The organism is Limosilactobacillus avium (genome assembly GCF_947381485.1).
GTDB lineage: Bacteria > Bacillota > Bacilli > Lactobacillales > Lactobacillaceae > Limosilactobacillus > Limosilactobacillus avium.
Genome location: NZ_CANCWN010000106.1, coordinates 1 through 373 on the forward strand (window position 1 = coordinate 1; position 373 = coordinate 373).

At 42.9% G+C, this 373-nt stretch carries 2 tRNA genes; both read left to right on the forward strand.

Going from position 1 to position 373, the window contains the following annotated elements:
* The first annotated feature begins 4 nt into the window (after window positions 1-4).
* A tRNA-Asn gene (locus tag QOS01_RS10495) sits at window positions 5-77 on the forward strand.
* A 43-nt stretch (window positions 78-120) separates the two neighbouring features.
* Window positions 121-193 (forward strand) — tRNA-Thr (locus QOS01_RS10500).
* Window positions 194-373 lie beyond the last annotated feature (180 nt).

The window sequence follows — 373 nt, forward strand, 5'->3', positions numbered from 1 at the left end:
TTATTCCGGCATAGCTCAGTTGGTAGAGCACCTGACTGTTAATCAGGTTGTCGTCAGTTCGAGTCTGACTGCCGGAGTTGTTGGAGCTGTTGACTTTTAGTTAACAGCTTTTCTTTTTATGCCAACTTAGCTCAGCTGGTAGAGCATCTCCCTCGTAAAGAGAAGGTCGGAGGTTCGACTCCTCTAGTTGGCACTAGACTTTGGTCCGCAAATTAAGTTATCAAGGCTTAATTTGCGGATTTTTTATTATCGTTTTAGCGAACATACGTTCAAATGTTGGTTATTAAATTAGGAAACGTAAGCACACCATAACGACACGTATTGAAAAAGGCGGTCGTGATCCTCAAGCTTGGATCACGATCGCCCTACTTAT